Annotated in this window: 23 protein-coding genes; 12 read left to right on the top strand and 11 right to left on the bottom strand. The window is 71.1% G+C overall.

Annotation, left to right across the window (positions count from 1 at the left end; genetic code table 11):
• Positions 1-9: 9 nt before the first annotated feature.
• Genes OG943_RS06725 through OG943_RS06715 form a run of 3 tightly spaced genes read right to left on the bottom strand, consistent with a single transcriptional unit; the run spans position 10 to position 2,728 of the window.
• Positions 10-912: a 1-phosphofructokinase family hexose kinase gene (locus OG943_RS06725; RefSeq protein WP_328608810.1), complete on the bottom strand. Its 903-nt coding sequence runs from the start codon at positions 910-912 to the stop codon at positions 10-12.
• Positions 909-1,844, bottom strand: coding sequence for an ROK family protein (locus tag OG943_RS06720; protein WP_328608809.1), 936 nt, complete (start codon positions 1,842-1,844; stop codon positions 909-911). The genes OG943_RS06725 and OG943_RS06720 overlap by 4 nt, the downstream gene beginning before the upstream one ends.
• Before the next feature lie 2 nt (positions 1,845-1,846).
• Positions 1,847-2,728, bottom strand: coding sequence for an SIS domain-containing protein (locus tag OG943_RS06715; protein ID WP_328608808.1), 882 nt, complete (start codon positions 2,726-2,728; stop codon positions 1,847-1,849).
• Positions 2,729-3,032: 304 nt separating this feature from the next.
• Between OG943_RS06715 and OG943_RS06710 the strand changes: the two genes are divergently transcribed.
• The gene (locus tag OG943_RS06710; protein ID WP_328608807.1) at positions 3,033-5,243 is read left to right on the top strand and encodes an RICIN domain-containing protein; all 2,211 of its coding nucleotides are present in this window, start codon (positions 3,033-3,035) and stop codon (positions 5,241-5,243) included.
• Between the two features lie 109 nt (positions 5,244-5,352).
• Here OG943_RS06710 and OG943_RS06705 read toward each other — a convergent pair whose 3' ends face one another.
• Entirely contained in the window at positions 5,353-6,234 is an 882-nt protein-coding gene (locus OG943_RS06705; protein WP_328608806.1) for a VC0807 family protein, read from the bottom strand.
• 99 nt (positions 6,235-6,333) lie between these two features.
• Between OG943_RS06705 and OG943_RS06700 the strand changes: the two genes are divergently transcribed.
• Positions 6,334-6,825 carry a MarR family winged helix-turn-helix transcriptional regulator gene (locus tag OG943_RS06700; RefSeq protein ID WP_328608805.1) on the top strand — a complete coding sequence of 164 codons (492 nt, stop codon included), beginning with the start codon at positions 6,334-6,336 and terminating at the stop codon, positions 6,823-6,825.
• Positions 6,826-6,987: 162 nt separating this feature from the next.
• Here the strand turns inward: OG943_RS06700 and OG943_RS06695 are convergent, their stop codons facing one another.
• Positions 6,988-7,761 carry a class I SAM-dependent methyltransferase gene (locus OG943_RS06695; RefSeq protein WP_328612019.1) on the bottom strand — a complete coding sequence of 258 codons (774 nt, stop codon included), beginning with the start codon at positions 7,759-7,761 and terminating at the stop codon, positions 6,988-6,990.
• Positions 7,762-7,870: 109 nt separating this feature from the next.
• Between OG943_RS06695 and OG943_RS06690 the strand changes: the two genes are divergently transcribed.
• Complete coding sequence (locus OG943_RS06690) at positions 7,871-8,491, top strand: TetR/AcrR family transcriptional regulator (protein WP_328608804.1); 621 nt, start codon at positions 7,871-7,873, stop codon at positions 8,489-8,491.
• Here OG943_RS06690 and OG943_RS06685 read toward each other — a convergent pair.
• Complete coding sequence (locus tag OG943_RS06685) at positions 8,488-11,739, bottom strand: TIM-barrel domain-containing protein (RefSeq protein ID WP_328608803.1); 3,252 nt, start codon at positions 11,737-11,739, stop codon at positions 8,488-8,490. The genes OG943_RS06690 and OG943_RS06685 overlap by 4 nt on opposite strands.
• 267 nt (positions 11,740-12,006) lie before the next feature.
• On the opposite strand from OG943_RS06685, the gene OG943_RS06680 reads away from it, so the two are divergent.
• The 3 genes from OG943_RS06680 to OG943_RS06670 all read left to right on the top strand — a co-directional run bounded on the left by OG943_RS06680 (position 12,007) and on the right by OG943_RS06670 (position 15,335).
• Complete coding sequence (locus OG943_RS06680) at positions 12,007-12,357, top strand: VOC family protein (RefSeq protein WP_328608802.1); 351 nt, start codon at positions 12,007-12,009, stop codon at positions 12,355-12,357.
• 79 nt (positions 12,358-12,436) lie between these two features.
• The gene (locus tag OG943_RS06675) at positions 12,437-14,818 is read left to right on the top strand and encodes an excinuclease ABC subunit UvrA (RefSeq protein ID WP_328608801.1); all 2,382 of its coding nucleotides are present in this window, start codon (positions 12,437-12,439) and stop codon (positions 14,816-14,818) included.
• Positions 14,819-14,855: 37 nt separating this feature from the next.
• Positions 14,856-15,335 (top strand): MarR family winged helix-turn-helix transcriptional regulator, encoded by a 480-nt coding sequence (locus OG943_RS06670; RefSeq protein ID WP_328608800.1) that lies wholly within the window; start codon positions 14,856-14,858, stop codon positions 15,333-15,335.
• A 190-nt stretch (positions 15,336-15,525) separates the two neighbouring features.
• Here the strand turns inward: OG943_RS06670 and OG943_RS06665 are convergent, their stop codons facing one another.
• The 4 genes from OG943_RS06665 to OG943_RS06650 are packed head-to-tail and all read right to left on the bottom strand — an operon-like array spanning position 15,526 to position 17,871.
• Positions 15,526-15,873: a hypothetical protein gene (locus OG943_RS06665; RefSeq protein WP_328608799.1), complete on the bottom strand. Its 348-nt coding sequence runs from the start codon at positions 15,871-15,873 to the stop codon at positions 15,526-15,528.
• A complete protein-coding gene (locus OG943_RS06660) occupies positions 15,873-17,087 on the bottom strand; it encodes a putative T7SS-secreted protein (protein ID WP_328608798.1) in 1,215 nt (404 codons plus the stop codon). The genes OG943_RS06665 and OG943_RS06660 overlap by 1 nt, the downstream gene beginning before the upstream one ends.
• A complete protein-coding gene (locus tag OG943_RS06655; RefSeq protein ID WP_328608797.1) occupies positions 17,087-17,425 on the bottom strand; it encodes a hypothetical protein in 339 nt (112 codons plus the stop codon). Before OG943_RS06655 ends, OG943_RS06660 begins: the two co-directional genes overlap by 1 nt.
• 47 nt (positions 17,426-17,472) lie before the next feature.
• Entirely contained in the window at positions 17,473-17,871 is a 399-nt protein-coding gene (locus OG943_RS06650) for an SseB family protein (RefSeq protein ID WP_328608796.1), read from the bottom strand.
• Positions 17,872-18,165: 294 nt separating this feature from the next.
• Here OG943_RS06650 and OG943_RS06645 point away from each other — a divergent pair, with 294 nt between their 5' ends.
• Positions 18,166-18,567 (top strand): hypothetical protein, encoded by a 402-nt coding sequence (locus OG943_RS06645; RefSeq protein WP_328608795.1) that lies wholly within the window; start codon positions 18,166-18,168, stop codon positions 18,565-18,567.
• A gap of 86 nt (positions 18,568-18,653) precedes the next feature.
• Here the strand turns inward: OG943_RS06645 and OG943_RS06640 are convergent, their stop codons facing one another.
• Positions 18,654-19,856 (bottom strand): nucleotide disphospho-sugar-binding domain-containing protein, encoded by a 1,203-nt coding sequence (locus OG943_RS06640; RefSeq protein WP_328608794.1) that lies wholly within the window; start codon positions 19,854-19,856, stop codon positions 18,654-18,656.
• Between the two features lie 79 nt (positions 19,857-19,935).
• On the opposite strand from OG943_RS06640, the gene OG943_RS06635 reads away from it, so the two are divergent.
• The 5 genes from OG943_RS06635 to OG943_RS06615 all read left to right on the top strand — a co-directional run bounded on the left by OG943_RS06635 (position 19,936) and on the right by OG943_RS06615 (position 25,592).
• Positions 19,936-21,240, top strand: a complete 1,305-nt coding sequence (locus OG943_RS06635; protein ID WP_328608793.1) for a MarR family transcriptional regulator — start codon at positions 19,936-19,938, stop codon at positions 21,238-21,240.
• A gap of 179 nt (positions 21,241-21,419) precedes the next feature.
• Positions 21,420-22,721, top strand: coding sequence for an extracellular solute-binding protein (locus OG943_RS06630; RefSeq protein ID WP_328608792.1), 1,302 nt, complete (start codon positions 21,420-21,422; stop codon positions 22,719-22,721).
• Positions 22,722-22,728: 7 nt separating this feature from the next.
• Entirely contained in the window at positions 22,729-23,613 is an 885-nt protein-coding gene (locus OG943_RS06625) for a carbohydrate ABC transporter permease (protein WP_328608791.1), read from the top strand.
• On the top strand, positions 23,610-24,494 hold the full coding sequence (locus OG943_RS06620) for a carbohydrate ABC transporter permease (protein WP_328608790.1): 885 nt from the start codon (positions 23,610-23,612) through the stop codon (positions 24,492-24,494). The genes OG943_RS06625 and OG943_RS06620 overlap by 4 nt, the downstream gene beginning before the upstream one ends.
• A 3-nt stretch (positions 24,495-24,497) precedes the next feature.
• The gene (locus tag OG943_RS06615; protein WP_328608789.1) at positions 24,498-25,592 is read left to right on the top strand and encodes an ABC transporter ATP-binding protein; all 1,095 of its coding nucleotides are present in this window, start codon (positions 24,498-24,500) and stop codon (positions 25,590-25,592) included.
• Position 25,593 lies beyond the last annotated feature (1 nt).

The following is a 25,593-nucleotide window of genomic DNA, read 5'->3' as shown; positions in this document are numbered from 1 at the left end:
TGGCCCTCCTCAGCTTCCCCGGGCGCGCACGGCGACCCGGTCGTGTTCTCGGTGGTAGTGCGGCAGGTCGACGTCGCCGGCCAGCGGCCCGAGCACGGCCGCGCCGGACAGCGCGACGGCCCGGCGCAGCAGTTGCGGCCACGGTTCGTGGCGGCACATCCCGAGCGCGATCCCGGCGACGGCCGCGTCACCGGCCCCGGTCGAGTTCCCGCGCAGCGCGGCGGACGGCGCCGCGTGCCAGGTGCCGGCCGCGGTGACGGCGAGCAGGCCGTCCCGGCCGAGCGACACGACCACCGCGCCCGCCCCGGCCTTCCGCAGCTCGCCCGCGGCCGCCTCGAGGTCACGGATCCCGGTGACCTCAACGAGTTCCCGGGCGTTCGGCTTGACCACGGCCGGCCGTCCGGCCAGCCCGGCCAGCAGGGCGTCGCCGGAGCTGTCGAGCACGGTCGGGACGCCGGTCGCGGCGAGCTGGGCGTACCCGTCGGGTGGCGCGCCGGGCGGCAGGCTGCCGGAGCAGACCAGCACCTCCGGCCTGTGCCGTCCGGCCGCGGCGACCAGCGCCGCCCACTCCCCCGCCGTGACCACCGGGCCCGGCTCGTTGAACAGCGTGACCGCGTGGTCGGCGGTCGAGAGCACGGTGGTGGTCCGGCGGGTCTCCCCCGCGATCGGGACCAGCTCGGCGGGCACGCCGGAAGCCGCGAGCTCCTGCGCGACGGAGCTGCCGGTGGCGCCGCCGGCCAGCGCGACCGCCCAGGTGTCGGCGCCCAGCGCGTACAGCACGCGGGCGACGTTGATCCCCTTGCCCCCGGCGCGTTGCCGCACGGCCGAGACCCGGTGCACCTCGTCCGGGACCAGACTGTCCACTGTGTACGTCACGTCGAGCGCGGCGTTCGGGGTGACGGTGAGGATCACGGCGCCACCGCCGGTTCCAGCAGCTCGGCCGCCAGCAGGCCCGCGCCCAGGCAACCGGCTTCGTCACCCAGCTCCGCGCGGCGCAACACCGGCCGCCGCTGGAAAATGAGCGACTCGGCCAGCCGCCGGTCGACGCGTTCGAGGAGCCCGCCCGCTTCGAACAGCCCGCCGCCGAGCACCACGACTTCGGGGGCGACGAGCGTGACCAGCAGCCGCAGCCCGGCGGCCAGCGCCGTCACGGCTTCCTCGACGATCTCGCGTGCCACGTCGTCGTCTGCATCGAGCACTTCGCGCGCACCGGTGACCGCCCGGCCGGACCGTTCCGTGTAATGGCGGGCGATCGAGCCCGCGGACGCGACCGCCTCCAGGCAGCCGGTGGCGCCGCAGCCGCAGCGGTGGCCGTGGCCGACGTCGACGTGGCCCAGCTCCCCGGCGTGCCCGGCCGCGCGGTGCGGACGGCCGCCGAGCAGCAGCGCCGCGGCGATCCCGGTGCCGACCGGGACGAACGCGGCGTCGGCGAACCCGCGGGCGGCGCCGAACCGGTGCTCGGCCAGCCCGCCCGCCGTGACGTCGTGGCCGAAGGCGACCGGCATCGGCAGGCGTTCGGCCAGCAGCTCGCGCAACGGCGCGTCACGCCAGCCGAGGTTCGCCGCGAACCGCGCGATCCCCGCGGCCTCGTCGACCACCCCGGGCACCACGACCCCGGCGGCGGCGACCGGCCCGTCCGTGGCCAGTTCCCCGGCCAGCCCCTCGGCCAATTCCTGAACCATGGCCCCGACCTGCTCCGCCACGGCCACCGCCGGGTCCTCGCCACGGGCGGTGGGACGGACGGTGGGACGACGCAGCTCGGCCCGCTTCGCCCAGCGGCCCGGCTCGTACACCGCGGCCTTGACCGTGGTGCCGCCGACGTCGACCGCCGCGAGGAGCGTCATGCTCAGCTCAGCACGACGGAGCGCGTGAGGCTCCGCGGGTTGTCCGGGTCCAGTCCCTTGCGCCCGGCGATCGCGCCCGCGACGCGCTGGGCGCGCACCAGGTCGGCCATCGGGTCCAGCCCGGTCTCGACGAACACGCCCCCGGCCCGGTGGACGTCATCGGCCAGCCCGTCCGGCGAAGCGCCGAACATCCAGGTGACGCGGCCGGGCTCGCTGATGCTGATCGGGCCGTGCCGGTAGTCCCACGCCGGGTAGGACTCCGTCCACAGCAGACAGGCCTCGCGGAACTTCAGCGCCGCCTCGTTGGCCAGGCCGACCGACCAGCCGGTGCCGAGGAAGCTGAACTGCTCCGCCTCGACCAGCTCGGCCGGCAGCGGCTCGGCCAGCGCGCGCTCGGCCTGCGCGATCACCGGGGCGAGGTCTTCGCCGAGGTGCGCGCGGAGCATGGCCAGCGCCGTGGTGGCGAACCGGGTCTGCACGACCGAGCGTTCGTCCACTGAGGACAGGTCCACCACGGTGCCCGCGGCGCCGGCGATCTCGGCGGGGACACCGGTGATGGCCGTGGTGGGCACGCTTGTGCCCAATCGGGCCAGCAGGGTGTGCACCTCGGTGGTGGTGCCCGACCGGGTGAGCGCCACGACCTGGTCGTAGGCCCGCCCGACGGGGAACTCCGAGGCGGCGAACGCGTCGGTCTCCCCGAGCCCGGCCGTCTCCCGCAACACCGCGTACGCCTGCGCGATGAACCACGACGTCCCGCAGCCGACCACCGCGACGCGAGCGCCCGGCGCCGGCAGCAGTCCCGCGTTGGCCGCGGCCAGGTTCGCCGCGTCCCGCCAGCACTCCGGCTGGCTCGCGATCTCCGCCGCCATGAAAGTCCCGCTCATCGACTCCCCATCCGTGCCAAGTGTGAGCAACAGCTGTCACCGTAGATGCAGGTTTGTGCATCGTCAATGGCATCTTTTTGCATCTTCGAGCATTCGATGCGCAGCCGAGCGCGCAGAACCGCCCAGCGGGCGGACGTATAGGGCGTTATACGACGGCCGTCCGTTGACAGTGAAATACGCCGGAGTGCATCATCACTGCACACCAAATGTGATTGATCTTGTTTGTTATGGCCAGTTTTCCGACATCAACGCTCATCCAGGTCCCCCAGCCGCGTCGGCCGGCGCCCGGCAGGAATGAGGAGTCATGCCCGTCTCGTACCCCAGGTCCCGTGGGACCGGCCGGAGAGTCGCCGTCGCGCTCACCGGGCTGGCCCTGTGCGCTGGGCTGGCCCCGGCATCCGCGTCGGCGGCTGCGACGTCACCGACCGATGGCTACACCGTCACGGTCAACGGCACCGGTACCTACGCCACCCCGACCGACACCCCGGCGAGCGGCTATATCGACAAGGACGGCACCTTCTACTTCCAGCAGTCCGCCGCCGACTACGGCGCGGACGCCCCGCGGGAGTGGGAGTTCTACACCGGCAAGGACTTCGACTCCGCGACGAAGTCGAGCGAGCTGAGCGACGCGGTGAACCCCGCCGACTCCCGCGACAAGAACAACGACACGACCTGGCGGTGCAACACCAGCCCCACCGGCAAGGAGGCCACCGCCCCGCCGGCCGGCTCCGGCTACTCGCAGAAGAACTTCTGCGACCTGTCCGGCGTCTGGGTCGACCCGGACACCGGCGACTGGTACGGCTTGGTGCACAACGAGTTCACCCCGCAGCCCTTCGGCGACGGCCTGCACTACGACGCCATCGACTACGCGGTCTCGAAGGACGGCGGCCATACCTGGGCCATCAAGGCGCACGTGATCACGACGCCGTACAGCACCCGGCGCGGGGACACCGCCGCCTTCCCGCAGCAGACGTACTACTACGGCGACGGCGACCAGCGGCTGCTGGTGGACACCGCCTCGGGCTACTTCTACGTCTACTACGGCTCGCGCGTGGTGGACAAGAACGGCGGCTGGAAGGCGTTCTACGAGCACGTCGCGCGGGCGCCGATCGCCGGCAAGATGGCGCCGGGCGGCTGGCAGAAGTGGTACGACGGCAAGTGGTCCGAGCCCGGCGTCGGCGGGCGGGAGAGCAACATGGTGCCGGTCGACGGCACCAACCAGACCGGCTACACGCCCGCGTCGAAGGAGTACAACCCGGCGAACACCGGGACCACCACCGAACAGGTCGCCGCGGGCAAGACGCCGCCGACGTCACCGCTGTTCGTCATGGACGTCGCCTACAACGCCTACCTCGGGCTGTACATCGGCGAGCCGCAGGCGGTCGACCAGAGTGGCAAGGCGCCGCAGCAGTTCTACGTCACCGACAACCTCGCCACGCAGAAGTGGCGGCTGGCCGGCGACACCGGCAGCCACACCGACGCGTCGTGGTACCGCTGGTTCCTGGACAGTGCCAACAAGACCAGCTCGTCCATCGTCGGCAAGAACTTCCGGTCCTACTGCGCGTTCGGCTGCCCCGCGGACGCTTCCGGCACGTACTTCGACCTCACCGTCGACAGCGCCCACCCCGCGGCGTCGCCGTTCGACCCGGCGAAGGCGTACCGGATCGCCAACGGTGACGGCCGGGTGCTCGCCCAGGTCCCGGGCGGCTCCGCGACCACCTCGCTGGCTTCCGGCAGCGGCTCCGCGGCCTGGTCGTTCGCGGCCAACGGCGACGGCTCGTACCGGATCACCAACGCCTCCAGCGGCGGGCTGCTCGGCGTCGGCACCGCCTCGCCGGGCACCCGGGCGTGGGGCACCGCGCCGACGGTCACCGCGGCCGGCAGCGGGGGCCCGAGCGTCGGCCAGCAGTGGTTTGTCATCCACTCCGCGAACGGCACGTACCGGCTGGTCAACCGGTACAGCGGCTTGGTGCTCGGCCTCTCCGGCGCGTCCGGCCGGCTCAGCGAGACCACGCCGGCCCGGTACTGGACCGACCGGACGGGAAGCCCGGTCGGCGGCGCGCGCACCGCGTCCCAGCAGACGCTTTCGATCACCGCGGCCGGCAACGCCGGGCTCGACGGCACGCACGTGCTGACCATCGGCGGCAAGGCGCTCGACGTCCCCGGCCACAGCACCGCGGCCGGCACCCGGCTGGTCACCTGGACCGCCAACGGCGGCGCCAACCAGCAGTGGGCCTTCACCCGGCAGCCCGACGGCTCCTACGAGCTGCGCAACCGTGAATCCGGCCTGTGCGCGGACGTCGAAGCTGGTTCCACCGCCTCGGGCGCCGCGGTCATCCAGTGGCCCTGCACCGGTGGCACCAACCAGCATTGGACTGCCACGAACCAGGGCGGCGGCTACACGTTCGCCTCGGCCAAGAGCGGGCTGCTGCTGACCACCGCCTCCGCCACCGACGGCGCGCCGGTCACCCAGCGGGCCGGCGGCGGCTTCCAGCGCTGGACGCTGGTTTCGTAGTCACACGGGTGGGAAGCCGGTGGACAGGGCCGGCTCGCGCCAGTCGTCGAGTTCCTTCGCGACTGGCGCGAGCTTGCCCTCCAGCCGCGGAACCGGTCCCGATCCCCGCTTAGTCCGCCGGGCGGGCCGCGGCGGTTTCGGGCTCGGGGGCGTTCGCCAGCTCGGCCTCCAGGATCCGCTCGGCGCGGGGCACGGCGAGGCCGCGGCCCGCCGCGAACCACACGACGATCAGGATCACCAGCGGGAGCTGCGAGGTGAGCGACGACTCGACGATGGCGTCCGCCGGCTGGCTGTAGATGATCACCACGCGCACGACGGCGTCGAGGATCAGCACCCCGCCCAGCCCGGCGGTCATCCCCCGGTACAGCGCGCGGAACCGCCGCGAGTTCGCCCAGGCCCGCTCGAACGCCTCGGCCCGGGCCGGTTCCCCTTTGGCCGCAACGGGTTTGAGCGCGGTGCGCATCAACGGCCGCTCGGCCCACGCCGACGCCAGGATCACCAGGCCGCCGACGGTCAGGTACAGCGAGATCCGCGCCAGGACGAAACGCGCGTCGCCGCTGATCGAGGTGAGCACCACGCCGGTCAGGACCTCGGCCAGCACGACCAGGGCGAACACGTCGATCCCGCCCTCGGCGCGGTCGCCGCGCCGCCCGCGCCACACGTCGGCGAGCACGATCGCCCCCAGGACGACCGCCCCCGCCACCATGCTGGGCACGTCGCCGAGACCGGCGACGTGACACCCGACGATCGCCGCCGTGGGGACGAGCCCCGCGACCAGCGCGAGCCGCCGGCGGAACCCGCCGAACCCGGTCTGGCCGCCGATCGCCTTGCCCCCCAACAGGGTTCCGCCGATGGACAGCAGCACCGCGGCGGACAACCCGGTCGGCGCGAGCGCGACCAGCACCACCGTCGGCAGCAGCAGGTCGACCGCGGCGTTCAGGATCATCAAGCCCACGTACGCCGCCTTGCGGCCCGCGCTGACCTCAGGCATCGGACACCTCCACGACCACTCGCATCTCGCTCCCCCGATCCCTGCACGCATCATTATTACGGCTACTAAGAGAATGCAACGGTAAGGTACGGTGGGCCCATGACGCAAGCCGACCCCGGCGACCAGGCGGCGAACGCACAGCTGCTGGGTCGCGACTTCGCCACGGCGATCGTCGTGTTCCACGAGGCCGTCGGCCGGCTGCTGGGGCTCAGCGCGGTCGAGCGCAAGTGCCTGGACCTGCTGCAACGGCTCGGCCCGGTCACGGCGGGGGCGGTCGGCGAGCACACCGGGCTCACCACGGGGGCGGTCACCCGGATGCTCGACCGGCTGGCCAAGGCCGGCTACGTGCGGCGCGCCCCCGACCCGCACGACCGCCGCAAGGTCGTCGTGCAGCTGCTCCCGAACGAGCGGATGGACGCGCTGATGGCGACCGCGTTCGGCCCGTTCGTCGAGGACCTGGGCACGATCATGGCCCGCTACGACGACACGGAGACCCGCGCGATCCTCGACTGGGCGAGCCGGACGACCGACGCGCTGATCGCCAGCACGCGGCGGATCTCCGGCCTTGACCCCGCTGGGCCGGGCGCCTGACTCGCTGCCCCAGGATCCGTCAAGGACTCCTTACCCGCGTCCCACGCAGGTAAGGAGTCCTTGACGGACAAACGGAACCGCCGTGGCCGCACTGGCAAGCTTGGGACTGGCCGGAACCGCGTCGGCCGCGACGCGTCCGTCGACCTATGCTGAATCGCCAGCTCAGCTCGCCGCTGACAGCCCGTTCCGCACCGCTGTCGCGGCGAGGGTGGTGTACGGCATGGTGAAGCTGCCGCCGAGGTTGTCGATGGCGGCGCCGACGTGGTGCAGCACCTCGGCCAGCTCGGGTGGCGGGAGGCGGGTGAGGACGCCGGTGGTGGGCAGGTGGTCGAGCCACGCGTCACGGGTGTAGGACTGCTCCCAGTCGAACCGCCACTGCTCCGGTTCGCCGAAGCCGCCCGCCTCGCGGAAACCCTCGGCGGCATGGGCGAACATCGCCTGGTAGATCTCCATCGGGGTCCGGGCCGGCGCGGAGTTCAGCGGCGAGTCCGGCACCAGCCGCCGGTAGACCTCGGCGAAGGCCGCCTCGACCTCCGGCGGGGCCGCGAACACGTGCCCGAACACCGCCAGCCGGCCGCCGGGCCGCAGGACCCGCGCCGCCTTGGCCGCGCCCGCGACCGGGTCCACCCAGTGCCACGCCTGCCCGGCGACCACCGCGTCGAACGTCCGCCCGCCCGGCTCCCACGCCTCGAACGTCGCCACCTCGACCTCGACCCCGCTCCCCCGCGCGAACTCCGCCATCCGCGCGTCCGGGTCGACGCCGAGCACCGTGCAGCCGGCGGCCTGGAACTGCCGGGCCCCGATGCCGGTGCCGCAGCCGACGTCCAGCACGGCGCGGCCGGGGCTGCCGGCCACGATCCGCCGCACCAGCGCGTCGGGATACCGGGGCCGCGCCCGGTCGTATCGCCCGGGATCCACGCCGAACGACTCGGCCATCCCGCGTTGCTGGTGGGACTCGGCCGAGGGCTGGGGACGCTCCGGTAAAGTGGGCATGCGCCCACCATAGTGGGCACCTGCCCACTTAACCAAGGCGGAGGCCAGACCAGTGCCGACCGGCATCCACATCCGCGACGCGCGCCGGCAGCTTTTCGTTGCCGCGGAACGAGTTCTGCTGCGCGACGGGCCGGGTGCGCTGACCAGCCGGGCGGTGACCGACGAGGCGGGCGTCGCCAAGGGCGTCCTCCACCGGCACTTCCCCGACTTCGACGCCTTCCTCGCCGAGCTCGTGCGCGACCGCGCCGCCCGGATCGACGACCAGGCCGCGCTCCTGCGCGCGTCGGCCGGGATCGGCAGCGTCGCCGGCAACGTCGCCGACGCGGTGACGGAGCTGTTCGACCCGATCGCGGTGGCGATCGTCAGCCTGGTCATCTTCCGCGACGAGCTGCGCGCCCGGCTGCGCGCGACCGGCCCGGCCTACGGCATCCCGGTCCTCACCGAAGCGAGCGCCATGCTCGCCGCGTACCTCACCGACGAGAGCGAACTGGGCCGCATCGCCGCCGACGCCGACACCGCGTCCCTGGCGCTCGCGCTGATCGGCGCCGGGCACCTGCTGTTCGCTGGCCGCACCCAGCCGGACAGCACCCGACCAGCCGGCACCCAGCAGGAGGACGTCGGCAAGGTCGTGACCGCGGTCCTCGCCGACGTCCTGCAACGACGGTTGCTCTAGTACCCCACCGTCACCGGCGAGCGAACGTCCCGCCGAGGCAGCTCCACCGTCAGCGTGTGCGTCGCGGCGTCCCAGTGCCACGCGGACGCCGGCAGTTTCCGGCCGTCCGCGGTCACCTGGGCCGGGGCCGTGGCCCCCAGCACCGAGACCGTCCACACGCGACTCTTCGGCTGCCCCTCGAACGATCCGCGGGCCCCGTCGATCCGGACGCTGTGCCCGCTCGCGTGCACCCCCGTGGTCGCGCTCCGCCCGGCGTTCGTGCCGTTGTCCTCGTACAGCGTGAACGCGCCGGGCGCGCCGCTCGCCACCGTCAGCGTGACGCGGTCGAGCGGGTTCTGGACGTCGTTCGTGACGGGCGCGGTCCGGGTCGCCACGATCCCGCCCGCGCGGACGAACACCGGCATCGAGCCGAGGTCGGTGGTCACGTTCTGCGTGGTGCCGCCCGCGTAGGTGCGGCCGGTGAAGTAGTCCGTCCACTGCCCCGGCGGGAACCAGACCGGCGTGGTCGCCGTCGAGCCCGGTGTGGTCACCGGCGCGACCAGCATGTCCGGGCCGTACAGGTACTCGCTGCCCGCGGTGGTGTAGGCGTTCGCCTCCTCCGGGTACTGGAGGTAGGCCGGCCGGACCACGGGCACGCCGGTCGCGGCGGCCTGCTGCGCCAGGGTGTAGGTGTACGGGACCAGGTTTTCGCGCAGGTTCAGGAACTTCTCCGCCGACGCTTTCGCCTCCGGCCCGTACTGCCAGGGCAGCCGGTCGCTGTGGTTGCTGTGCAAGCGGTCCACCGGCTGGAACGTGCCGAGCTGGACCCAGCGCGCGTACATGTCGTCGGGCAGCTTGTTCGAATGCACGGTCTTCCCGCCGCTGACGTAGGTCTCGGAGCCCTGCAGGCCGGTGGTGTCGATGTGGCCGCCGATGTCGTGGCTGATCGCGGACATCCCGGTGGCCACCGCCTCCCCCGGCGTGTAGCCGACCTCGGCCTTCAGCGTCCCCCAGGTCGACGAGGTGTCGCCGGTGAAGTGGATGGTGCTGCGCTTGTCCGCCCACGGCCCGGTGGGCACGGCGCCCGGGTTGCCGTAGCCGCCGGCCTGCAGCGAGCCGTACGCCCGGGAGATGACGAACCCTCGGCCGACCGTCTTGTCGGCTTCGGTGGCGTACTGCTGGTTGATCCACGCGTCCGGGGTGACGCCGTCCAAAGAGGACTGCGACGGGTCACAGCACCAGTCCAGCCACCAGAAGTCGTTGCCCTGGTCCGTCATCTCCCGGTGCAGGTCCAGGTAGGCCTTGAGCTGGTCCGGGTCGCCCCAGTCGAAGGCGTAACAATCCTTGTCGCCCGCGGAACAGGGCTGCAGCTTGCCCTTCGCGGTGGCCTGCGCCTGCGCGAACTTCGGGTCGGAGCGGCGGATGCTGGGGTGGATGTTCAGCGTGTTGTGCAGCCCCTGGGCCGCCGACCAGTCGAAGAACCCCTGGGGGTCGGGGAACTTCGTGCGGTCCATCGACCAGCCGTCCCAGGTGTCGGGCGCCTTGAAGTCGGTGTCGGTGACCAGCACGTCGAGCGGCACGCCCTCGGCGCGGAACCGCGGCAGGATGGTGTCGCGGTAGTCGGCCGCGGTGCGGTCGAAGTACTCGGAGTACCAGACGCCGTAGGCCCAGCGTGGCAGCAGCTCCGGCGGGCCGGTGAGGGTGGCGAGGTCGCCGAGGCCGCGCTGGTAGTCGTGACCGTAACCGAACAGGTAACCGTCCTGATAGGACTTGGCGCCGAGGCCAGGCCGCGGGGTGACCTTACGGGTGCCCAGGTCGTACAGCGCGGAAGCGGTGTCGTCCAGCAGGTACCAGCCGTCGCGGTTCAGCAGGCCCGGGGTGGTGCCCGGGGCGCCGTTGTCGCCGTTGAACCCGTCGAGGCCGCGGCGGTAGCCGCCGAGCGCCAGGTGCGGCGCCGGAGCGGGCGCGCCGGCCGCCGTGACGGAGACGGTGTCGAGGTTGACGTGGCAGGAGACGGCGTCCGGGCAGCCGAGCGTGACGTCGTTCGCGCCGGCCTTGAGCGGGACCGCTACCGAGGCGGTGGCCCAGGTGTCCCAGTCCTTGGTGGCGGGCAGGGTCAGCGGGCGCGTCGTGCCGCCGGCCGAGACCGTCGCAGTCCGGTCCTGGTGGAGGCCGTCGCCGCCGAGGCCGTTGGCGTAGCGGACTTGGAGCGCGTACGTGCCGTCCGCGGGCACGTTCACCACCGGCTCGGTCAGGCCCGCCCCCTGGTTCAGCTCGGCGAGGAAACCGTTGCCGGAGAAGCCCTGGTGATCGGTCGCGCGGCTCGCCGACCCGGCCGGACGCCCCGCCTCGGCCTCGCAGGAAGTCCCGAATGGACAGTCGGTGACCGCCCGCGCGGCGGCGGACGGGTACGGCGCGCCCGGGGCCGTCAGCGCGACGCTGTCGACGTTCACGTTGCCGGAGTCGGCGGCGGTGCGAGCCAGCGTGATCGTGTGGCGGCCGGCGCCGAGCGTCAGGTCCGCACCGGCGAGCGACCAGGTGTCCCAGGTGTCGGTGGGCGGCAGGCTCACCGTCCGGTTCGCCCCGCCGTCGACGGACAACGAGAGCGTGCGCGTCGTGTGCTGGCCGTCTCCGGCGACGGCGTTCGCATACCGCAGGGCGAACCGGTACGAGCCGGCGGTCGCGACGTCGACGTCCGCCGAGGCCCGGCTCCCCTGCCCCTGGAACCCGGCCAGGAACCCGCTGCCGCCGTAACCGGAGTGGTCGGTCGCGATGCCCACCCCGCTGTAGGCCAGGTCCTCCGCCTCGCACAGCGCGCCGGCGGGGCAGGTCAGGTGCTGCCACGGAGCGGCGGTCACCGGCTCGGCGCCGGCCTTCAGCCGCACGCTGAGGTTCCGCGCGGCGAACGGGCCGGAGCCCAGGTCGTACGAAAGAGTCAGCGCGCTGGTGCTGATAGTGAGTACCTGGCCGGTGACGCGGGCCGTGTACGGCGGCGGCCGGAAAGCGCCGCGGCCGATGGCGTTGAACGTCGGCTGATCGGTGAACCGGCCGTCGGCGGCGTACTCGGTCCGGATCAGCGTCGGGGAGAGGACCTGGAACCGCGCGTCCCCGGCCCGGACCGTCGCCGCCGCGAGCTGCGCCGCGGCCGGGTCCGCGAGCGCCTGGTCCGCGAGGGCCGGTGCCGCGGTCACGGCGATCCCCACCGCGGCGACCACCGCGATCTTCCTTCTGAGTGACCGGATGAGCCGCCGTACGGTGCTCGTCTTCACCGCTGACTCCGTCCCGGGACACCCGTGCCCCGCGTTTTTACAACGTTGGAAAAGTTGCTTACAGGATCGCAGCGGGCGTCGGGCGCTGTCCAGCACCGCCCGGGAAGCTGTCCGCAGACCTGACAAACGAGCAGGACCCGGGAAGAGCCAGGGCACGACCTGCGCGCTTTCCCGGCCCGGGTGAACCGGTCAGGAATCGAGAAGCGCTGGCCCCTGGCCCCACCTAGCGTGGGGGAAGCAAGCCAGTCCACGACTTCAGGAGCGACCATGACCGCCACCCCCGGCATCAAGACCGTGCTGCACCCCGTTTCCGACCTGGCGAAGGCCAAGGCGGTGTACGCCGTGCTGCTCGGCGTCGAGCCGCAGGCCGACTCGCCCTACTACGTCGGCTTCGAGGCCGGGGGCCAGCACATCGGGCTCGTGCCGAAGGGCGGGCCGCAGAGCATGACGTCGCCGGTGGCCTACTGGGAGGTGCCCGACATCGAGGCGAAGCTGGCCGAGCTGACCGCCGCGGGCGCCACCGTGCAGGACGCCCCGCGCGAAGTCGGCGGCGGCCGCCGGGTGGCCACCTTCACCGACCCCGACGGCAACGTGCTCGGGCTGCTCCAGGACAGCTGAGCACCGGGCGCGGCGCCCGGACCTGGTTAGATCGGCCGAGGCGACCCGCGCCCGCCCGAGGAAAGAGACGGAGACACCGATGAGCAAGACCACCAGGACGGGCCCGGCGCCGCACGAGGCCGACCGCCACGACCTGATCCGCGTGCACGGCGCCCGGGTGAACAACCTCAAGGACGTCAGCGTCGTGCTCCCGAAGCGGCGGCTGACGGTGTTCACCGGCGTCTCCGGCTCGGGCAAGAGCTCACTGGTGTTCAGCACGATCGCCGCGGAGTCGCAGCGGATGATCAACGAGACCTACAGCGCGTTCGTGCAGGGCTTCATGCCGACGCTGGCGCGGCCCGACGTCGACGTCCTCGAAGGGCTGACCACGGCGATCATCGTCGACCAGCAGCGCATGGGCGCCGACCCGCGCTCCACCGTCGGCACCGCCACCGACGCGAACGCGATGCTGCGCATCCTCTTCAGCCGGCTCGGCACCCCGCACATCGGCTCGTCCCAGGCGTTCTCCTTCAACGTCGCGTCGATCAGCGGGGCGGGCGCCGTCACCGTGGAGCGCGGCGGGCGGAGCACGAAGGAACGCCGCAGCTTCAGCATCGTCGGCGGCATGTGCCCGCGCTGCGAGGGCCGCGGCTCGGTCAACGACATCGACCTGACCCAGATCTACGACGAGAGCAAGTCGCTCAGCGAGGGCGCGCTCAGCGTCCCCGGCTACAGCATGGACGGCTGGTACGGCCGGATCTTCGGCGGCTCCGGCTTCTTCGACATGGACAAGCCGATCCGCAAGTTCACCAAGCGGCAGCTGCAGGACCTGCTCTACAAGGAGCCGACCAAGATCAAGGTCGACGGGATCAACCTGACCTACGAAGGCCTGATCCCGAAACTGCAGAAGTCGATGCTGTCCAAGGACGTCGACTCCCTCCAGCCGCACATCCGCGCGTTCGTGGAGCGGGCGGTCACGTTCACCGTCTGCCCCGAGTGCGACGGCACCCGGCTCAGCGAGCTCGCCCGGTCGTCGAAGATCAACGGCACCAACATCGCGGACGCGTGCGCGATGCAGATCAGCGACCTGGCCGAGTGGGTGCGGAAGCTGGACGAGCCGTCCGTCGCGCCGCTGCTGGGCTCGCTGCGCCACACCCTGGACTCGTTCACCGAGATCGGGCTGGGCTACCTCAGCCTCGACCGCCCGGCGGGCACGCTCTCGGGCGGCGAAGCGCAGCGCACCAAGATGATCCGCCACCTCGGTTCGGCGCTCACCGACGTCACCTACGTGTTCGACGAGCCGACGATCGGGCTGCACCCGCACGACATCGAGCGGATGAACAACCTGCTGCTGCAGCTGCGGGACAAGGGCAACACCGTGCTGGTCGTCGAGCACAAGCCGGAGGCGATCGCGATCGCCGACCACATCGTCGACCTCGGCCCCGGCGCGGGCGCGGGCGGCGGCGAGGTGGTGTTCGAGGGCACCGTCGACGGGCTGCGGGCCAGCGGCACGCTGACCGGGCGGCACCTGGACGACCGAGCCTCGCTGAAGCCGTCAGTGCGGACGCCGACCGGCGTGCTGGAGGTCCGCGGCGCCGACACCCACAACCTGCAGAACGTCGACGTCGACCTCCCGCTCGGCGTGCTGACCGTGATCACCGGCGTGGCCGGGTCGGGCAAGAGCTCCCTGATCCACGGCTCGGTCGCGGAGGGCGACGGCGTGGTGGCCGTCGACCAGACCGCCATCCGGGGCTCGCGGCGCAGCAACCCGGCGACCTACACCGGGCTGCTCGAGCCGATCCGCAAGGCGTTCGCCAAGGCCAACGGAGTGAAGCCGGCGTTGTTCAGCGCCAACTCCGAAGGCGCCTGCCCCGCCTGCAACGGCGCCGGCGTCATCTACACCGACCTGGCGATGATGGCCGGCGTCGCCACCACCTGTGAGGTGTGCGAGGGCAAGCGGTTCCTGGCCGAGGTGCTGGAGTACACCTTCGGCGGCAAGGACATCAGCGAGGTGCTGGCCATGCCGGTGGCCGAGGCGGTCGTCTTCTTCGGCGACGGCGAGGCGAAAACCCCGGCGGCGCACAAGATCCTCACCCACCTGGCCGACGTCGGGCTCGGCTACCTCAGCCTCGGCCAGCCGCTCACCACGCTGTCCGGCGGCGAGCGGCAGCGGCTGAAGCTGGCCACCCACATGACGGACAAGGCCGGCGTCTACATCCTCGACGAGCCGACCACCGGCCTCCACCTCGCCGACGTCGAGCAGCTGCTCGGCCTGCTCGACCGGCTCGTCGACGCGGGCAAGTCGGTGCTCGTGATCGAGCACCACCAGGCGGTGATGGCGCACGCCGACTGGATCATCGACCTCGGCCCCGGCGCCGGCCACGACGGCGGCCGGGTCGTCTTCGAGGGCACGCCGGCCGAGCTCGTGGCCGGCCGCTCCACCCTCACCGGCGAGCACCTGGCGGCTTACGTCGGCGGCTGAGGGGCCGGCGCCGCTCGGTAAGGTGACCGGACGGCCGGTGAAGGGAGCACAGCGGATGGTCACCCGCGCCGAGCGGAACGCGACGGACCCCGACCTGGGCGTCCTGGCGGGACGGCTGCTGTTCGCGGTGCAGCGGGAGCTGTTCACCGAGCTGGCCGCGCGGGGCTTCGACGACCTGAACCACCGCCACGGCGCCGTGCTCGCGTACCTCGACCCGGGCGGCGTCCGCGCGACCGAGCTTTCCCGGCTTTCGGGGCAGCACAAGCAGATCATCGGCACGCTGGTCGACGAGCTGGAGGCCCTCGGCTACGTCCACCGGCGCCCCGACCCGCGCGACCGCCGCGCGAAGCTGGTCTGCCCCACCGACCGCGGCCTCGCCCAGCTGCGGGCCTCGGACACCATCATGGCGAACCTCCAGCAGCGCCACGCCCGGCGCCTCGGCCGCGCGGACTACGACCGGTTCAAGCAGCTGTTCGCCGACATCACCGAACACCAGCGCCGCCACATCGGCAGCTGACCCCGGCCGCCTTCCCGGAACTTGGTGGGCGAGCGCCCGGTGTCACGGTAACGTCGGGCGGATGGAGCCTCTGGTAGCCGCGGCCGCGTTCCTCGTCGTGCCCCTGTTCATGGGCGGCTTCGCGTGGTTCGCCGTCCGCGCCCGGCGGTTGGAATGCGCGCCCTAGTGACTCTGCCTGCTAAACAGCCTGCTAAACACGAAGATTGTCATCAACCACGTGCAGCCACGTGACCTGCCCGGAATGCGGCATATCACCGAGAGCGCGAGTCTCGCGTTCGATCCTTTGCAATATTTCTTCCTTTGTTCCAGTCCATGGAACAAAGTCCGGATAGTCCTTGATGAGATCCCCCGGAAGCGCTCCGCGATCCATGAGCTCACCGATCAAAGTAAGCAGTGCAGATATTTCTTGCTCCAACGTGGGATGCTTGCCTGCCATTGCCGATGCAGTAGCCGACACCGGCGACATTCCCACCCAATCTTCACTGGCATACTCCATAAGGTACTGAAAGTCGTCTGCAAACTCGGCTGGTATACTCATTACCTTTCCTCACTTGAAATATGAAACCGCCGAACCCCTTTGAGATTGTCGACGTTGTTTATGTCAATAGTGTCGCCACCTGTTCCACTGTAGGTTCGAAACGTTGCATAAGCCCTAGGGTCATCGCTGATTTTCCAGACCTCAACAGTGCCCTTAGGCGTCGTATCCACAGAATCCGCCCTGCCGAGCTTGGTTCGCATTTCATTTAAGATGCCATCGAACTCTGATCTGTCAACGAATCGAACACCCTTGCTTCTCCCCTTATCCCCTCGAAAGTTTCCGCTGCTATCGGTTACAATATCGCGGATTGCCGATGTCCGTTCTTCGCCGACCTTCGCGGTCTTGGCATCCGGCACGTGCTCGCCGCCGGCGTGTTCTCCTTTGCCGATCAGGTCCTTGGCGGCCTTGCCTGCGCCAAACAGCAGCAAACCGCCGACCATCTTCCCCAGGGCGCGATCCCCGTGCCCGTGCGCCCAGTCGTCCCAGGCGACGATGTTCTTGAACGTCTCGACGGGATGCGTGATGTTGTGCGCCATCGCCACAACGGTCTCGGCAGGATCGGAAACCAGGGTCCACAGCCCCTCGCCCGCACCGGAGATCGTGTCCCAGATGCCGCCGAAAAAGTTGCCGTCTGATTGCTTCTGCGAGTCCTGCGGTGCGAGGGACGCTTCGAGGCGAAGTGTGCCCGCACAGCCGTTTCCCACGTCCTGGAGCTGCTGCCGTGCCCGTCCCAGTATCTCCCGCGCTTCCTGCCGCTGCGCCTCGCCTGGATCAGTGAACGCCGGCGACTGGACCACCGTTGGGTCCCCGTTCTGCTGGTTCGCCCGCGTCTTGGTCTCGGCGTCGGTGACGGCTCGGTCATGGGCCACCTTCGCCTGGGCTGTCGCGGTGTCGCCTTGCTGCCACTTGGCAATGGCCTCCGAAGCTTGGCCTTGAGCCCACGCCAAGGTGTTGGCGAAATCCTCAAGCGCCTGGGCGGCGTTCCGGAACGAATCCGAACCCTCCAGCCAACGCGGCACCTCAGTCTGGTGGTCCTCCTGAAACTTGTCCGACGCCGGCCCCGTCCAGCTGCCTGTATCGATGCGCTTCAACGCATCCCCGACCGACGTGACGGTGTTGGCACGTCCCTTCAACACCCGCACATTCTCGAAGACCGCGGCGGAATCGCCGGGGATCAACGCTTTCGGATCCGAGGTCTGGCCGAGCTCGCTCATCAGTAACCGGCCATCGGCGGATCAGGCGTGACGGCATCCGCGCCCGGATCCACCTTCAACGCGGTCGTATTGCCGTGCTCGACGGCTCGATACGCCTGCGCGGCCTTGCCCAGCAGGTCGCCGAGGTCGAGTGCGCGGTCACACAGAGCATCCAGCCCTACGCTCCATTGCCCGCAGAAGTCGGCCAGTGCATCGTGCACCCCGCCGTGACCGTAAAGCTCCGGCTCACCACACAGCCCGCGCAACTCGAAATCGTCCTGACCGTGCCAGAGATCCTGCATGTTCTTCGACGCGGTCTCCAGGACCGCGATGTCGACATGGAATCCAGGACCGTCCATATGTCTCCCCTCCCCGCCCCAGCCGGATCGGAATCCGGCCGAAACCATCACCCGTTCTGCCGACGTCGTACCCCCGCGACCTCCGCCCACGCACCGGCGATGTCACCAGGCGGAGCCACCCGAGCCAAAATAGGGAACCGGTGCTCGTCATCCGGATCGAGCATCAAGCCGATCCCCGGCGGCACGAGGCTCAACAGCTCAGCGCCCGTCGCGGAGAAGAAGTAGCCGTCGCCTACGTGTGCAGCAAGCCGGTCGGGAGTCGAGAACACCGGCATCCAACGGCCCCGCGAACCCGTGTCGGTCACGAGCAACCCCGACTGCTCAGTCCGCTGAGCCCAGACCACAGCACTGGCGAAGCCGTCCATGAAATCACCCGGGCCGCGATACCCCTGCCACACCTCCCGAGCGAGAACCGCCAGCGCCACGTCTCCCTCTTGCTCACCCACTGTTGGCACTATACGTGACCGCACAGCTGCACGGAGGCACATTGGGAGATGACGACATCGGCGCAAGGTCTCCCTCGTGGCGAAGTCGAGTACCGACGTTTGTGAAACGCGCGTGTCCACGCGGAACACCACCCACGCGGTTCTGGGCCGCCTTTGCCCCTGGGGCGATTCCGACCCCCTGACTCCCGGTCACACAGAACACGTTCGACCGGTGCTCGCCGGACCAGTGCACGTTCGCGCTTTGCCGCGCATCAAAGTGCGTTCTCGCGCCGACAGCTCAGGTTGAGTCTCCCGGTGAGCGACAGGCCTGCCAAGTTCGCGAACGTCCTCTTCGGACTCGAGCTGGACCGGCGGCTGCGCGCGGACGGCGTGCCGGTGGCGAGTGTGCTGGCGCACCCGGGGTTCACCTCGACGAACCTGCCGTCGTCCGGCGCGCGCGGGTTCGCCGGGCTGCTGCTGCGGGTGGGCAACGCGCTGGTGGCGCAGCCGGCGGACCGGGGCGCGGGGAGCCAGCTGCGCGCGGCGACCGCGCCGGGCGTCGAGGGCGGCCAGTTCTTCGGGCCGGGCGGCCGCACCGGGATGTACGGGCCCCCGGTCCCGCTGCGGCCGGGCCCGCGCGCCACCGACCCGGACGCCGCCGGGAGGCTCTGGGAGGTCTCCACGGAACTCACCGGCGTCCGGTACGCCTTCCGCTGACCGGCCCGGCGCCGCTCAGTGCCAATCGGTGCCGATCAGCGTTGCTCCACCCTGTGCTGACCAACCCGGCGCCGGCCCAACCTTGATCAGCCCAGTGCGCCGACCACCCGCTCCAGCACGGCGCCCGGGCTCGGCTGGGTGGCCATCTCGGCCCGGACCTGCCCGGCCGCGGTGCGGAAGGCGTCCTCGGCCAGCAGCCGGCCGACCATGGCGCGGACGCCGTCGACGTCCACAGTGGCCGGATCGTGCATCAGGCCCACGCCGCGGTCGGCGACGCGCTGCGCCGACATCGGGTTGTCCGCGAACGCCGGCAGCACGAGCTGCGGGATCCCGTAGAACAGCGGTGCGGCCGTGGTGCCCGAGCCGCCGTGGTGCACGATCGCCGCGCAGGCCGGCAGGAACGCCGACAACGGCAGGAATCCGACGGAGTCCACATTGGCCGGCAGCTCGCCGAGGTCGGTCAGGTCGGCCGTGCCGGCGGCGAGCACCACGTCCACGTCCATCCCGCCGAGCGCCTCGATCACCACGCGGAGGTTGCTGACGCCGGACATCGCCGGCACCACCGTGCCGAGCGTGACCGCGATCCTCGGCCGCTCCGGGCGGTGCAGCGCCCACTCCGGGACCACGGTGCCGCCGTTGTAGGGCACGAACCGCATCGGCCACCACGGCACGCCGTCCCGCGCGTCGGTGTCCTCCTCCCCCGCGGCCAGCCCGCCCATGCTGGGCGCCCGCGGGTCGATCCGCGCGACGATTTCCGCCTTCGCGTCACCGATCCCGAGCTTCTCCCGCAGGATGGCGGAAACCTCGTCCTCGCCGGACATGGAGTGCTCGCCGTCGCGCCATTCCGCGTCCCGCTTCGACCACGAGACGCGGTTGCCGACCTCCAGCGCGGGCACGCCGAGCGCCGCGGCCGCCAGCATCCCGGTGGCGTGGTCGGAGGTGTAGACGACCAGCTCGGCGCCGAACGCGCGGCCCGCGTTGATCGTCCCCTCGGTCATGGTCACGGTGAACAGCCCGAACGGGTTACCGCCCTTGCGCGCCAGCTGGTACTCCTCCGGCAGGTCCTCGCGCGGGCCGGCGCCCGGCCCGATCAACGACATCAGGTCGTGCCACACGTCCCGCTGCGGGAAGACGTCGTAGACCGGCAAACCGGCGCGGGCGCCCACATCGGTCATCTCGGACGTGGTCGCCAGCAGCACCTCGTGGCCCGCGGCGCGCGCGGCCCAGACCAGCGGTATCAGCGGCAGGGTCAGCCCGTACCCGGGCGCGGAGCAGAACAGGATCTTCACTGTCCCGAGCTTGCCAGATCCGGCCCGCCCGCGTAGACATACGAACCCATTACGAGCCGCTGGGCGGAGGACGGGCGCGATGGGCGTGACGATCGGGGTCGTGCTGCACGCCGACAGCCGGCCGGTGTTCGAGGAGGCCGCCCGGACGCTGACCGGGGTCACGCTGCGCTGGGCGGTCTACACCCACGACGACGACATCCGCGCGATCGCCGGCGCGCTGCTGGAGCAGGAACCGCTCGACGGGCTGCTGATGGGCCTGCTGCCGCACGACGCCTGCCGCAGCCTGCTGCCGGACGGGCTCCCGGTCGCCGTGGTGCGGCCCGCCGGGCTTTCGCTCGCGCTGGCTTTCGCCCAGGCGTCCGAAGACGGGCTCGGGCGGCAGCCGGTCAGCATCGACACCTTCACCCATGACGAGGTGGCCGAGGTGGTCGACGCGCTCGGGCTCGACCCGGACTCGGTGACCGCGCGGCCCTACCGCGCCGGGCAGCCCGCGGCCGAGATCGCCCGGCAGCACCTGCGGACCTGCCGCGAAGGCGGCTTCGTGATCAGCGCCCGCACCGAGGTCACCGGCCTGCTGCGCGACCGGCTGCCGGTCGTGCGGTGCCGGACGGTGCCGTCCACGGTCCGGGCCGTGCTGCACGACCTGGTGCTGCGCGTGCAATCCGAGCGGGCCAACGAATTCCGCTTCGCCGCGGGGGTTTTCCTGGTCGCCGGGCAGCCCCGCGGGCTCGGCGCCGGCCAGGCCCGCACGCGGCTGGCGAACCTGCTCGCCGGCACCCCCGGGTTCGCCGGCGCCTGGATCGAGAACCGCGAACGCCGCGGGCTCGTCGTCCTCGCGCACAAAGCCCTCTTCGACGAGGTGACGCACCGGTGGCTGACCGTCCCGGTGCTCGACCGCGCCGCCGACGAACTCGGCCTCCGCGTCGCCGCCGGGTTCGGCATCGGCGGTGCGGCGCGCACCTGCGTCGCGCTGGCCGAGCGGGCCGCGGTGCGCGCGGAGGCCGAAGGACGGCCGTGTGCTTACCTGATCGAGGACTCCGGGGTGATCATCGGGCCGATGAGCCACGAAGGCCGTCCCGCGGAGTTCACCTACCGCGACCACGGCACCCGCCTGGAGGCGCTGGCGCCGCGGGTCGGCCTCAGCGCGGGCACGCTGTCGCGGCTGGTGGCCGTCGAACGGCGGTGGCAGGGCCGGGCGCTCTCGCCCGCCGAGCTGGCGAACGCGCTCGGCATCACCGATCCCAGCGGCCGCCGCCTGGTCCGGAAACTGCTCGCGGGCGGGCTCGTGACCCCGACGGGCAGCGAGCAGACCCACCGCAAGGGCCGCCCGACGACGCTCTACCGGCTGGGCATCGAACGCGCGGTGGCCGGGCACCAGAGCTGAGCCGGCCGTTTCCCTGTTGTCACAAGCGCTTTAAGAACCTGGATACATAAGTCGTCTGGGCCGTTCCGGGCATTGACCCCGCCCGGGCGGACGGGGCATGCTGCCTGGACGGTTACAAACGCACCATTTACGAACCTGGGTCATTTCCGAACCGGGGTCGCCGGAAGGCGGTGGATCGTGTGGATCGCAGGGCTTTCCTGAAGACCGCCGCCCTCGGCGCCGCGCTGCCGGTGCTGGCCGCGTGCGGGCGCCGCGGCGGCGACGGCACCGTGCGGCTGGAGGGCTGGGACTACGAATCCCAGCTGGTGCAGCAGAACGTCAGCCGGTTCACCCGGCTCAACCCGGACGTGCCGGTGGCCTACACCCCGATCACCAGCGCGCAGTTCGTCCAGAAGCTCACCGCGGAGTTCCTCGGTGGCGGCGGCCCGGACGTGCTGTACATGTACGACGACTCCCTCGCCGGGTCCGTCGACGCGGAGTACCTGCAGCCGCTGGACGGCATCCCCGGGGTGGACGAGATCTACCGCGCCGTCTACCCGTCCAACGCGGCGGCCATGACGTACCGGGGAAAGCGCTACGGCCTGCCGTACTACACCGACATGCAGGCCCTGGTCTACAACGCGGAAATCCTGGAAAAAGCGGGGATCTCCGCGCCGCCGAAGACCCTCGACGAGCTGGAGGCCCAGTCCCTGCGGATCAAGCGGGCCGGGCTGCTGGAGTACCCGTTCGGCGTGCCGGCGCAGCTGGCCGACACCGCGGCGCTGTGGCTGTGGGCCCTGGTCTACGCGAACGGCGCGGACCTGTTCGACGCCGGCGCGAACCCGGTGATGGGCGCGCCCGGCTCCGCGCTCACCGGGGTCTTCGACTGGGTGCGGCGGGCCAGCACCGATTCGAAGATCATGGACCCGGCCTGCGTGCAGCTGCTGCCCGTGCCGATGGACAACGCGGTGATGGCCGGGCGGTACGCGTTCGTGCTCGCGCCCCGGTATGCCTTGCGCAGCTACAACGATCCCGCGAAGTCGAAGACCGCGGGCCGGATCCGGCTGGCCCCCGTGCCGAGCCTGGACGGCACGACGCAGGGCACGGTGAGCAGCACGCGGATGTACTGCCTCGGCGCCACCACCGAGGTGCGCGACAAGGCGATCCGGCTGCTGAAGTACCTCGGCGGGTTCGACTCCGGCGGACTGCCCTACACCGCGAAGTTCTGGTTCACCGAACGCGGCCTCGGCTTCCCGTTCCGCTCGCTGGCCGACGACCCGGACGTCCGGTCGGTCCTGCGGAAGTTCGCCGACCCGGTGGTGTACGCCGAACTCGCGCAGGTCGCGCGGGCGCGCACCATCACCTCGGCCCCGTGGTACCCCGAGTTCGAACAGGCGCTGCAACGCGCCACCCAGGACGTCCTGGTCGGCTCCGCGAGTCCCGCCGCGGTGACCGCGGGGCTCGACGGCACCGCCCGCTCCCTCGCGAAGCGCTATGAGTAGGGGTGTCATGACGCTGACCGACACGCGCCGCGCGTACCTGCTCAACACCCCGGCCCTGGTGGTGCTGCTGGCCCTGGTCGCCTACCCGATCGGCTACTCGTTCTGGGTCAGCCTGCACCGGCAGAACCTCAAGCGCCCCAAGGCGGTCCGGTTCATCGGCCTGGACAACTACCTGTCGCTCTGGCAGGACCCGGCCTTCCTCGGCTCGCTGCGCACCACCGGGCTGTTCGTGCTGGTCGTGGTGGCCATGACCGTGCTGCTGGCGATCAGCCTCGCCCTGGTGCTGAACGAGACCTTCCCCGGCCGCGGCGTGCTGCGGTCGCTCGCGCTGCTGCCATGGGCGATGCCGGGCGTGGTGAACGGCCTGATGTGGCGGACCATCTTCGACGCCAAGACCGGTGTCCTCAATGGACTGCTGACCTCGCTCGGGATCATCGACAGCTACCAGGCCTGGCTCTCCTCCCCCACCGGCGCGTTTTTCCTGACCGCCTTCGCGCAGGTGTGGAACACCCTGCCGTTCGCGGTGATCCTGCTGCTCGCCGGGCTCAGCACCATCCCCGGCGACCTCTACGACGCGGCCAAAGTGGACCGTGCGGGCGTGTTCCAGCGGTTCCGGCAGGTGACCCTGCCCTGGCTGCTGCACCCGCTGCTGATCGTGCTGATCCTGGAGACGATGAACGCGTTCAAGGCGTTCGACACGATCTACGTGCTCACCGGCGGCGGGCCGGGCGACGCGACCGACGTGATCGCCGTGCTGAACATCCGCACCGCGCTGACCTACACCGACTTCGGCCTCGGCAGCGCCTACGCCTGGGTGATCACCCTGATCACGCTGGTGGTCTCGGCCGGCTACGTCGCGGCCCTCTACCGGAAGGGGAGTTTCGAGCTGTGAGCACCGTTCCCCTCCGGTACCGGGTGCCGTGGAAGAAGATCGTGGTCTACGCCCTCGCCGCGGTTTTCGCACTGTACCTGCTGATGCCGTTCTACTGGATCTTCGCGATGAGCTTCATGCACGAGGTCGACGCGGTTTCCGTGCCGCCGCAGTGGATCCCCGAGCACCCGACCCTGGACAACTACCTCAGCTTCCTGCGGCCGGACGCCGGTGAGGCGCTGGTCGGCGGCCGGGCCATCGAGGAGACGCCGTTCGCGCTGGGCAACAGCCTGGTGGTGGCGATCTCGACCGCGGTGCTGAACCTGGTTCTCGCGGTGCCCGCGGCGTACGCGTTCTCCCGGCTGAAGTTCCGCGGCGGCAAGGTGCTGCTGATCGGCTACCTGGTCACGCGGATGGTGCCCAGCGTCGCGATCATCATCCCGTTCTACCTGATGATGCGCTCGCTCGGGCTGCTCGACACCTACGGCGCGCTGATCCTGAGCTACCTGACCTTCTCGCTGCCGGTGACGATCTGGGTGCTCAAGGACTTCTTCCGCGCGGTGCCGCGGGAACTCGAGGACGCGGCCAGGGTGGACCGCTGCGGCTGGCTACGGACGATGTGGGAGGTGTTCCTGCCGGTCGCCGCGCCGGGGCTGGTCGCCGCCGCGGTGTTCTCCTTCATGACCGCGTGGAACGAGTTCATGTTCGCGTTGTTCATGACCTCGACGAAGGCGGCGAAGACGATGCCGGTGGTGGCGGCGAACTTCGCCACCGACATGAACACCCAGTTCACGCTGATGGCCGCGGCCGGGGTGCTGGCCGTGCTGCCGCCGCTGGTGCTCGTGCTGGTCTTCCAGCGGCTGCTCGTGCAGGGCATGGCCGCCGGCTCGGTGAAGGGATAGGCGATGGCGCAAGTACGGCTGGAGGGCCTGCGCAAGGCCTACGGGGACGCGGTCGCCGTCGAGGGGCTCGACCTGACCGTGGCCGACCGCGAGTTCCTCACCCTGGTCGGCCCGTCCGGCTGCGGGAAGTCGACCACGCTGCGGATAATCTGCGGGCTGGAGAAGGCCACCGCCGGGCAGGTCTGGTTCGGCGACGAGCCGGTCGGGCACCTCCCGGCGAACAAGCGCGACGTGGCCATGGTGTTCCAGAGCTACGCGCTGTACCCGCACAAGACCGTCGCGCAGAACATCGGCTTCGCGCTGCGCATGATGCGGGTGCCCAAGGACGAGGTCACCCGCCGGGTGGCCGAGACCGCCCGTTCGCTCGGCATCGAGAAGCTGCTGGAGCGCAAGCCCAAGGAGCTCTCGGGCGGGCAGCGGCAGCGGGTCGCGCTCGGCCGCGCGGTGATCCGCGACGCGGGCGCGTTCCTGCTCGACGAGCCACTGTCCAATCTGGACGCCCAGCTGCGGGTGGACATGCGGGCCGAGCTCAAGCGGCTGCACGGCGACCTGGAGCGCACCTTCATCTACGTCACCCACGACCAGGTCGAGGCGATGACGATGTCCGACCGGATCGCGGTGCTGTCCGAGGGGGTGCTGCAGCAGTGCGCGCCGCCGGAGGAGATCTACGAGCGGCCGGCCACCATGTTCGTCGCGTCCTTCATGGGCAGCCCGGCGATGAACTTCCTGCGCGGCGGCCTCGCCGACACCGGCGGCGAGCGCTGGTTCCGCGGCGCCGCCTGGGAACAGCGCCTCCCGGCCGCCGCCAACGCGGTCCGCTATGAAGGCGACGTGGTGCTCGGCATCCGGCCGGAGGACGTGCGCCTCGGCGAGCCGGACGGGCGCCCGGGCCGGGTGTTCGTCACCGAGCCGCTCGGCGCGGACGTGCTGGTGACCGTCGACGTCGGCGGCGAGCTGGTCAAGTCCCGGGTCCCGGCCCCGTTCCGGGCCGGCCGCGACGAACCGGTGACCGTGGCGTTCCGCCCGGAGCGGCTCCACCTCTTCGCCGCGGAAAGCGGCGTGGCGCTGCACGCGCCGTCCCCCTATCCCGAAAGGTGAC

Source organism: Amycolatopsis sp. NBC_00345, assembly GCF_036116635.1.
Lineage (GTDB): Bacteria > Actinomycetota > Actinomycetes > Mycobacteriales > Pseudonocardiaceae > Amycolatopsis.
The sequence above is the reverse complement of the archived record's forward strand: the minus strand, read 5'-3'. Positions and strand labels throughout refer to the sequence as shown.